The 10930-nt window shown below is 41.6% G+C and carries 7 protein-coding genes; 3 read left to right on the plus strand and 4 right to left on the minus strand.

Annotation, left to right across the window (positions count from 1 at the left end; all coding sequences use genetic code 11):
* Positions 1-701: 701 nt before the first annotated feature.
* The 3 genes from hisA to JMX95_RS10830 all read left to right on the plus strand — a co-directional run bounded on the left by hisA (position 702) and on the right by JMX95_RS10830 (position 3538).
* Positions 702-1439 (plus strand): 1-(5-phosphoribosyl)-5-[(5-phosphoribosylamino)methylideneamino]imidazole-4-carboxamide isomerase, encoded by a 738-nt coding sequence (gene hisA / locus JMX95_RS10820; protein WP_109592187.1) that lies wholly within the window; start codon positions 702-704, stop codon positions 1437-1439.
* 63 nt (positions 1440-1502) lie between these two features.
* The gene (locus JMX95_RS10825) at positions 1503-3152 is read left to right on the plus strand and encodes a mechanosensitive ion channel family protein (RefSeq protein ID WP_201560794.1); all 1650 of its coding nucleotides are present in this window, start codon (positions 1503-1505) and stop codon (positions 3150-3152) included.
* 83 nt (positions 3153-3235) lie between these two features.
* Positions 3236-3538: a hypothetical protein gene (locus JMX95_RS10830; RefSeq protein ID WP_109592183.1), complete on the plus strand. Its 303-nt coding sequence runs from the start codon at positions 3236-3238 to the stop codon at positions 3536-3538.
* A gap of 87 nt (positions 3539-3625) precedes the next feature.
* Here JMX95_RS10830 and rnr read toward each other — a convergent pair whose 3' ends face one another.
* The 4 genes from rnr to thrS form a co-directional block, all read right to left on the minus strand.
* On the minus strand, positions 3626-5920 hold the full coding sequence (gene rnr / locus JMX95_RS10835) for a ribonuclease R (RefSeq protein ID WP_109592181.1): 2295 nt from the start codon (positions 5918-5920) through the stop codon (positions 3626-3628).
* 141 nt (positions 5921-6061) lie between these two features.
* Positions 6062-7306, minus strand: a complete 1245-nt coding sequence (locus JMX95_RS10840) for a toxic anion resistance protein (protein WP_109592179.1) — start codon at positions 7304-7306, stop codon at positions 6062-6064.
* Positions 7307-7627: 321 nt separating this feature from the next.
* The gene (infC, locus tag JMX95_RS10845; RefSeq protein ID WP_045447656.1) at positions 7628-8131 is read right to left on the minus strand and encodes a translation initiation factor IF-3; all 504 of its coding nucleotides are present in this window, start codon (positions 8129-8131) and stop codon (positions 7628-7630) included.
* Positions 8132-8154: 23 nt separating this feature from the next.
* A complete protein-coding gene (gene thrS / locus JMX95_RS10850) occupies positions 8155-10089 on the minus strand; it encodes a threonine--tRNA ligase (protein ID WP_109592177.1) in 1935 nt (644 codons plus the stop codon).
* Positions 10090-10930: the final 841 nt, after the last annotated feature.

Genomic DNA, 10930 nt, shown 5'->3' on the forward strand with positions numbered 1-10930 from the left:
GATAAGAATGCAGCCAAAAGATGATCTATCGAAATAGATGATAAACTGGTTGACAGACAAATTAGCGAAGCCATTATTAAGTAGATTTCACTCACATCAATAAGCGGCTATACAGCTAGTAATGACTGTTCTAAAATAGTTAGCTAGTGATAGAGAGACGATAGAGACTATAAAAAAGAAAGAGGCGTCATTAGAGTTTAGTGCTGTAGAGTAGACTGTTTAGAGGCCACCAGTTGAAATTTCTAATATAACCCTTCTTAGCAATATGTCAGCCAACATCAAAAAGATGCACTTAGCTGCTGCTCGACTCATCCTGACCGCTATGCAACACTAAGCCATAAATGACCCAATAAAAAGCGCAGCGCATGGTTACTATCACATAGAAACAAATAAAAATTTACCTAGGATTATACGCTAAATTGACCTAAAATTGCCAGTCAGTAATTGAATTTATCTAATGTTGCCAGTGATTCAATGTATTAAAACTTATGGTTATGATTGACCATTTTTTTATGGTCATTGCTATCTATCGAAGTGGATTTCGGGTCTATCATGGATAGCTTTTGGTTTGTCTATATATTAAGTCACTTTTGACTGATGTTTTTATGCGTGTTTAGAGGGTGTTGAACGTTCAATACACTCTGATTTTTAAATTTACTTTTCTAAATATATTTATTGTTGTGCTTTATAAGGAATGCTATATGTGTGCTGTGCCTGTCATTATCCCAGCTATTGATTTAAAAGATGGTAAATGTGTCCGCTTAAAACAAGGCCGTATGGAGGATGATACGATTTTTTCTAATGATCCAGTGGCCATGGCGGCACGCTGGGTAGAGGAAGGTGCACGTCGACTGCATTTGGTTGATTTGAATGGGGCATTTGACGGCGTACCCGTTCATAGACAAGTGGTGAATGACATTACCAAAGCGTATCCGAATCTGCCTATTCAGTTGGGCGGCGGTGTGCGCAACATGAACACCATTGAGCAATATATTACGGCTGGTTTGACTTATATCATCATTGGTACAAAAGCGGTCGAAGATCCGGAGTTTGTCGCAGAAGCTTGCCGCGAATTTCCGGGTCATATCATTGTAGGTATCGATGCAAAAGATGGCATGGTTGCCACTCATGGTTGGGCAAATGTGACCGATACTAAGGCGACTGAGCTTGCGAAGCGCTTTGCTGATGTCGGCGTATCGTCGATTGTCTACACCGATATCAACCGCGATGGCATGATGCAAGGCGTCAACGTTGAACAAACTGTCAATTTAGCACGTGAAGGCGGCTTGCCTGTGATTGCCTCAGGCGGCGTGACCAATATGAAAGATATCGAACTGCTGAAACCTTATGGCGATTGTATTGAAGGTATCATTACTGGTCGCGCAATCTATGAAGGCACGTTAAACTTGGGCGAGGCACAAGTTTATTTAGACAGTTAATGATTATTGAAAATTCAGTAAAGAAAGATGAGTACGAAAATCTATAAAAAGCAAAGGATGCTTATGAACACTGACTTTGACCGTTCAACGATGCGCGATTTTATAAAAGCGTGGGGTCAAATGCTGTTGTTACTAAGCATCCTTTTTACCTTTCCAGTGTATGCGGCTGGTGAAGAGGTGACTGGTATCACCTCTGCATTGGGGATAGATACAGCAGAAAACCCGGCAGCTGATAAACCTTTACTTGATGCGACCTCAGAAGAGGAAGCTTCAGCATCTCCAGTGGTCATACCTGAACCAGCACCACCGCCCATAATCAGTGGTGAGAGCACCAATAATGCGCAAATCGAAACCACTCCTACTCCGCAAAAAGACAATGACATCCGTCAACGTATTCAGGGTATTTTTTCTGAAATAGAAGGTCTGCAGGCTATCAATGTCAGCGTTACGCAAGGTGTTGTCACCTTAACCGGAGAGACGCCGAACGAGAAAAAAGCGCAACAAGCCATTAATTTGACCAACCGCCTGACAGATGTGGTCACTGTCGAAGATCGGATTGATCGTACCCTTGATGTTCAAGACAATGTCACTACCGTTTATCAAGGTCTTAAAGCCCAAGCCAAAAATCTAGTCAAAGCCTTGCCACTCCTATTGGTCGGCATTGTCCTATTTGCATTGGTGACATGGTTTGGTAGTTGGCTGTCTAATCGCAAAAAAATGTGGCAGCGGCTCACGCCCAATCCATTTGTCGCCGAATTGCTGTCACAAACCGTTAAAGTCATTTTTATTATTTTCGGTTTGATTCTTGCGCTGAGTTTGATAGGCGCCGAAACCATCTTAGGTACTTTGCTTGGCGGTGCAGGCGTTATCGGTATCGCCGTTGGTTTTGCGGTCAAAGACACTATTGAGAATTACATTGCCTCGCTCATGCTCAGTATTCGCCAACCATTTCGCGCACGTGATCATATTTTGATTAATAATCAAGAGGGGATCGTAGTACGGCTAACCTCACGTGCGACTATTCTGATGACTTTAGATGGCAACCAGTTGCGCATTCCCAATGCTGAAGTATTTAAAGCAACGATTTTAAACTACACCAAAAATCCAGAACGTCGATTTACCTTTGAGTTAGGCGTTGATGCCAATGATGATCCATTAGCGGCTATCAAGGTCGGACTGGATGCGATACATAGATTAGCATTCGTTTTAGATGAACCAAAAGCAGTGGCTGTCATTACCAATGTTGGCGACTCTAATATCATTTTAGAATTTCAAATTTGGGTGGACCAATCAGATACAGACTTCTCAAAAGCACGCAGTATTGCCATTCGTGAGACCAAGCATGCGTTAGAAAATGAAGGCTTCAGCTTGCCTGAACCGATTTATCGTTTGCGTTTTAATAGTAACTTAGAAAAAGCATTTGAGAATATGCAGGCTAACGCTAACGCTAACACTGATAGTGCTAAGTCAGACATGACAATTACGCCAATCACGCCCAAAGTGCCTGATAAAAACCAGAATGAAGATAATAGCGTTGATGATAAGGACAAAAAACAAGCAAAGGCTCGTGCCAAATTGATTTTACAAGGTCGCAATGCTGATGAGGTGCTTAACGCGCGTCCTGACGACAAACTCATGGAAAAAGTTGAACAGGAAATTGCAGAAAGCTCTGACGAGACTGATTTACTGAATAATAATAGCCCGCAAGAATAATTTGCAAAAACCTGCCAAAAACTAGGCATAAAAAATGCAACGAAACGTATATCTGATTATCATTCAAATACGAGACATTTTTTATGCAAATGAAACACTTGATTATATTCGCCCTAGTGGGCATAGTTGCGTTACTAGGTTTCAACCTCATTAATGGCAATCAACGTGATAAAAATAGAGAGATAGTCATAAGTGACGCAGGATCTGAGCAATCTCCCGATACAGCGTTACCAAATACGGATGATGTAGAAAGTGGCTCAGCAGATGTCGCAAGCCAGCCACTTGGCAAACAGCCTAAAGCCATTCTCGATAATGCTACCGCGAAAATAGATCAGGCTCAGGAAGCAGACAATAAACGTCTAGACCAGATGAGTAATGCACAATAATGACTTAAGTAGTCGTTATAAAATACCACGCACAAAAAAGGCCAACGATGACGTTGGCCTTTTTATTATTTGAAGTGTTTACTAACACTAGCTTTTCTTACTTGCGCCTTTACTACGGTTGCCAGTCTTTTTAGCGGGACTTCTTCTATCAGTACTTTTCTTCTCAGTGCCTTTCTTAGAAGGCGCGCTCTTCGTTTGATTCATTTCACTAGATTGCAATTTGGCTTTTAAATCAAAGTCAATTTGTAGCAGATCCATATTGACGCCAGCAACTTTCACTTTAACGCGATCACCCAGTCCGAATAATGTCCCTTTGTCTTTACCGATTAGCTGTTGTTGCTGTTCATCGTAAACAAAGAAGTCATCACCGACATTAGAGATGTGAACCAAACCATCGATATATAGGTCAGTCAAGGTGACAAACAAACCGAAGCTTGTGACTGTAGTAACCACACCTTCGAACTCTTCACCAACATGATCTTTCATATAGTGGCACTTGAGCCAAGACTCTACATAGCGCGAGGCTTTTTCGGCACGGCGCTCAGTATCTGAGGTTTGCGTGCCAGCCGCTTCAAGAGAAAAGTCCATCACTGGCTGCTGAGTATTGGTCACTTTTGCTTTGATGGCACGATGCAGCATCAAATCAGGGTAACGACGAATCGGCGAGGTGAAGTGGCTATATTCGTCATAAGCTAGCCCAAAGTGACCGATATTGTCAGGTGCATAGTTCGCTTGCATCATTGAGCGCAACAGCATGCTGTGGATACTAATCGCATCGGGTCTGTCTTTGGTGGCTTCAATAATACGCTGATAATCGGCTTGCGTTGGATTTTCTTCTGGGAAGCTTAAACCAAAGTTCTTTGCGTATTCGTGAATACGCATTGATTTTTCGCCATCAGGTTTGTCATGGTTACGATATAAGACAGGAAGCTCATGCTTGAGTGCAAAGTTCGCTGCACAAGTATTGGCCAGTAGCATACATTCTTCAATGAGTTTTTGAGCATCACCGCGAGTACGCGGTAGGATCGCCTCGATACCACCTTTCTCATTGAACTTAATGTAGGTCTCAACTGTTTCAAACTCCATTGCATGACGCTCTTCACGCTTTTTAAGCAGTAGCTCATACAATTGATGTAAGGTATCGACAGATTTTTTGACGTCTTTATTACCCGTGAGTGAGGTAGGTACGCTCTTATCTTCTGGATTCTCAAGATAAGCATTCACTTGATTATACGTTAAGCGTGCTTGTGAGTGCATGACAGCAGGATAGAACTCATAACCGGTCACTTTGCCTGCCCGCGATATTTTGATATCAGCGACCATACAAAGACGATCACGGTCAGGATTTAGTGAGCACAGACCATTAGAGAGTACTTCTGGCAACATTGGAATCACGCGATGTGGAAAGTATACGGACGTACCGCGCTCGTAGGCATCTTTATCAAGTGGCGAGTTTGGTGTGACGTAATAACTGACATCAGCAATCGCAACTAAGACACGATAGTTGCCACCAGAGCGTTTTTCAGCAAATACGGCATCATCAAAATCACGTGCATCTTCACCATCGATAGTCACCAGCGGCAAATCACGCAAATCTGTACGACCTTTTAAATCTTTTTCAGTCGGCTCTTGATAATCGTTGGCTTGCTTCAGTGCTGCTTCGCTAAAATCTGATGGGATATCATAATTAAGTAAGGTGGTCTCAATAATCAGTTCGCGATCATTGTCATCAGACAGTACTTCAGTGATTTTACCCGTCGCAAATTCATGCTGATTTGGCCAATCAATAACATCAACCTTAACAGGAGAGCCTTGCTTGGCATTCATCGCTTGTACATTTTCTTCAGTAACGGTAATCGGCTGGTGATTATTTGGACTACCAAGCTCGACACAGTAGCCGTCTTCATCACGCGCTAATGTACCAATGAAGTTATTTTGACGACGTTCAACGACATCGACGATACGTCCTTCTGTGCGCCCGCGATTGTCTGTCGATGTACCGACTGCATCTACAGTGTCACCGTTGAAAACCCAGCGCATTTGCTTTTCATGTAAAAACAAATCTGGCATATCGCTTAATAATACAAAGCCAAAGCCTTTAGGATGTGCAGACACTGTACCTCTGACGACATCTTGCTTGGTCACCGTGCGATAGCGATAAGGACGACCGTCGCGGTTTACTTGTCCATCACGTGCCATCGCTTTTAGGCGATTGCCTAAAGCGTCAAACTGGTCTGGGTCATCAATATTAAAGGCTTTTGCCAATTGTTGATGCGTGACTTCACCATGCTCATTAATCGTACTGAGTATCAGTTCGCGACTAGGGATAGGATTGTCATATCTTTTTGCCTCACTTGAGGCGTTTGGATCGTTCCAACTCATAAATTACCGTATCTATTTTTAAAATTATTAATAATGGCTATCTTAACACGAACGACGTTGCAATATCTTGCGTCAATTGTCTTAAGTGTATTTGGTAGCAGGAAGTGGCCACCTTTAATAGGCAACAACTATTAAAACAAATCAAATGTCGATATCGACTGTACTTGATCTATTGGTTATCTTTTTACTGTCTATCTCTTTCGACACTTCTAATACTGTTGTTTGATTAGACTTATCCAAGTATTTCTGAGCCTTATCAACTTCAGTAGTCAAAGTATTGACCGTCTGTTTCATGTTCTCTAGCGCTTCAATTTTATAATTGCTAATCATATCCATCGTATCATAGACGTTATTGAAAGCGTTTTGCAATTTATCAAGCTCAATGCTGCTACTGGTCGCATGCTCATGGATTTCACCTGACTGACGTTTTAGCATCGCTGAGGTCGATTCAATTAAGCTACTGGTGGTTTTATTTAAAGCAGTAATTTGATCAAGCACCAGTTTTTGATTGGTCATCGCTTGTGCAACCACGACCGCTGTACGTAGTGCAGATACGGTGGTTGTGGTGGCTCGATCAACGCCTTTTATCAATTCTAAGTTATTGCGGCGAATGGTATCGAGCGCTAAATAGCCTTGCACGTTCACGGCTAACTGAGTTAAAAAGTCGGTGTTTTTTTGACGCACATAAAACAACATCTCTTCTTTAATAATGCGTGCTTTTTCGGGATCGGTCGCTTCTATCGCATAAACCTTCTGTTCTAACTGCTCATCAATCTTTTTGCCGACATAAACGTATTGGCGTATGGATTGCATCAGCTCCCACATATTGACTTTTTCTTGCTCAATCATCGCATTGTCTTTGAGCAGCTCATCCTTACCATTATATAGACTGGTTACTACGGCGTTGATATGTGATTGTGCCGATTCATATTGACGGAAGTAATCCTGTACTTTATTGCCAAATGGGATGAGACCGAATAACTTACGCGAGCTGGTCAGCTCTTTTTTACTGGGATCTAAATCTTCGACGATGCCGCGCAACTCAGTCAATGACTTGGCGATAGGGGAATTATCAAACAAGCTGTCATTGAGGCTTTTGGCGGGTAAATCAAGCATACGATTAGACACTTGGGCTGATTCACGAATCTCTTTGGTGCCGAGATTATGAATCGATTGCACATTTTGCTGAAACTCAGCACTGTGCACAGAATTATTAATCACATGATCAACAAAGGCATCGACCTTGGCATCAAGTTCTGGGATTTGGCTGTCATCCAATTTGACCATCTGATCTGCTTCGCTTTTTTGTATTTCTCTCACAGGTTCAGGCGCGGTTAGAGAAATACTTGGCGTCGTTGCGTTTTCTGGTGGGGTCAATTCTTGCATGAAATTTCCTTCAATATTGGATAAAAGTAGTGTTTTTGTCAACGACTCTGATGGTCGTGATATACGTTATTTTTATACACTTACTAGAAATTTTTAATAAATGCTGATTAGCAAATATAAAACAGACCTTTAGATTACCGCGTAATCAAATGGTTGAGAAGGTAGGTTTTGTAAAATAGAGTCAGCCAATTATATCTGACTAAACATATTTAAAAGAGATATGTATCTATGCACACAATAAAAAACCATCAATATCCCGCAGTATATTGATGGTTAAGGTTATACATATCTATATTGACTAACAGCCATCTAATAAACAGATTACTTTTTCTTAGTTGGCCCAAGCAGCATACCCATCTGACGACCTTCCATCTTAGGATATTGCTCAACGTTAGCAATCTCAGCAGTATCTTCGATAATACGATCTAGCTGCTTGCGACCAATCTCTTGGTGCGCCATTTCACGGCCACGAAAGCGAATACTGATTTTAACTTTGTCTTGGTCTTCCAAAAAGCTGACGATTTTTTTCAGTTTAACCTGATAATCAGCTTCTTCAGTACTAGGACGCAGCTTCATCTCTTTTAGCTGAGTTTGCTTTTGGTTCTTTTTAGCTTCTTTCGCTTTTTGCTTTTGATCATAGAGGAAATGCTTATAATCCATGATTTTGCATACTGGCGGTTTGGCTTCAGGAACCAATTCGACCAAATCTAGACTGTCCTCACGTGCCGCTTTCATCGCGGTTTCGATATCGACCACGCCCATCTGTTCGCCGTCTTCTTTAACGAGACGGACTTCTTTGGCTGTGATATCTTCGTTGATGTTCAAACGGTTTGACTGTTTAATAGGTATTACTCCTCATCTGTTTTTGGGGTCTGTCGGCCTTTGTCGCTGACAGCGGTCTGTACTAATGTAATAAATTCTGGAACACTCATCACGCCAAGGTTTTCACCTTCACGAGTACGGACATTGACACTGCCCGATTCGACTTCTTTATCCCCTAATACTAGCATATAGGGAACGCGTTCTAATGTTTTCTCTCGTATCTTAAATCCAATCTTTTCGTTACGCAAGTCACTAATAGCTCGCAAACCTGAATTTTTGAGTTCGCTGACCACATTTTCACAAGCATCTGCCTGTTTATCAGTGATATTCATCACCACCACTTGTTGCGGCGCTAGCCAAACGGGCATCCAACCAGCATAGTTTTCAATCAAAATACCAATGAAGCGCTCGAATGAACCTAAGATGGCACGGTGCAACATAATAGGTACTTCGCGCTCGTTTTGCTCATTGACGAATTCGGCATCAAGGCGCTCAGGCATGTTTGGGTCAACCTGAATCGTACCGCACTGCCAGACGCGACCTAAAGAATCTTTCAAACTAAATTCAATCTTCGGACCATAGAATGCACCTTCACCGGGCAGATAAGCCCAATCTAATCCTGAGCTATCTAATGCATCGGCCAAAGCTTTCTCTGCAAAATCCCAAGACTCATCACTACCAACCCGTTTTTCAGGGCGAGTCGAGAGTTTCATAATGATATTGTCAAAACCAAAGTCTTCATAGACGGCAAGGGTTAGTTTAATAAAGTCAGCGACTTCTTGCTGGATTTGCGACTGTGTACAGAAGATATGTGCATCATCTTGGGTAAAACCGCGTACACGCATCAAACCATGTAGCGAACCTGATGGCTCGTTTCGATGGCATGAGCCAAACTCTGCCATACGTAATGGTAAGTCACGGTAAGATTTTAGACCTTGGTTAAAGACTTGCACGTGGCACGGGCAGTTCATTGGTTTTACCGCATAATCACGATTTTCGCTGGCAGTCGTGAACATGTTAGTCGCATAGTTACCCCAATGACCAGAACGCTCCCATAAACTACGATCTACGATTTGCGGTGTTTTAATCTCTTCGTAGCCATTATCGTTTTGTACTTTACGCATATATTGCTCAAGCACTTGGTAAATAGTCCAACCGTTTGCATGCCAAAACACCATACCTGGTGCTTGCTCTTGCATGTGAAACAAGTTCAGTGCCTTACCGATTTTACGGTGATCACGTTTTTCTGCTTCTTCGATACGCTGAATATAGGCTCTTAGGTCTTTCTTATCCGCCCATGCTGTACCATAGATACGTTGCAGTTGCTCGTTCTTGGCATCACCGCGCCAATATGCACCAGACATTTTGGTCAGTTTGAATACTTTTAAAAATCTGGTGTTTGGCACGTGCGGACCACGGCACATATCCACATACTCTTGATGATGATAGAGACCAAAGGCTTCTTCGCCTGGCATATCGTTAATCAGCTTAAGCTTATAGTCTTCACCACGTTCTTCAAAGATTTTAATGACTTCATCGCGTGGCGTTATTTTTTTGATAACGTCATAATCTTGCTTAATCAGCTCCATCATGCGTTTTTCAATGGCTGCCATATGCTCTGGTGTAAACGGCGTTTCGCTATAAATGTCATAATAAAAACCATCATCGATAACGGGACCAATCACCATTTTTACATCAGGATATAACTGCTTAACGGCATGACCTAATAGGTGAGCACAAGAATGGCGAATGATATCGACACCGTCATCATCTTTTGGTGTCACGATTTCAACATTAGCATCATGAGCAATAGGGTCGTGCGCATCAACTAGATGACCATCTACACGCCCGGCGACCGTTGCTTTAGCCAATCCTGCACCAATGCTTTGTGCCACTTCCATGACGGTGGTGCTACCTTCGAAGTTTTTTACGCTACCATCGGGTAAAGTAATCGCTACCATAATCTATTCACCTTTTTGCGTCCGTTGGCAGTGATGATTGCAACCATCAATCATATAACCGCAAGACTGCGTCAATTATATCCAACTGCTATGATATGTTATAAGAGATAGATATCACTTAAAGGCAAAATTTCAAACAATCAACCGTTGAACAATCAAGGCTAATAAGAAATGCCATTAAGCAATATTATAAAGTCAGCTATTATAGCAAAAACTGTGTATCAACACTAGATAGTAAGGGATTAGGTCGGCCTCTATATATAGATGCTATCTATGCGAATATCAAGAAGTGTAAATCATAGTTAAAGGACACAGCGAAGGCAATTATCAATAAGCAGATAAATATGTCAAAAAGTCAGTATAGAGCTTCAAAGTTTTAGCTTAAAGTAAGTTCTTAATGGCAACTCTATAGATGACAATTAATGAATATCGATAGATACTGTTTAAAGCTGAGTCATTATTTACCGTCTAATTTAAAAGAATTAAATGAATGTCAATCTTAACCCATTGAAAACTATGTATTATTAAAAGTCTCATCAAATAAACCCAAAAACCTCTGATAAAGCGGTTGACACCCCTGTCAGAATCTATATAATACGCCCCACAGCAAAGGAAGCTAAGCAGTAAGTTAACCAACTTATTACTTAGATTACCAAGCTAAGACAAAACATAAAAAAGCTTGACAATTCAAATCATTATGATAAGATAGTCGGCTCGCTAGATAGCTTGACCTGAAAGGGATTGAGACTAAACAGCAAGAGAGATACCCTATATATCAGTTACTGGACGACAGTGATTGAGCACTATTTAAAAGCATAACTAAAGAACAACTTGTGTGGAT

Origin of the sequence: Psychrobacter sp. NC44, assembly GCF_904846655.1 — a bacterium.
Classification (GTDB): domain Bacteria; phylum Pseudomonadota; class Gammaproteobacteria; order Pseudomonadales; family Moraxellaceae; genus Psychrobacter.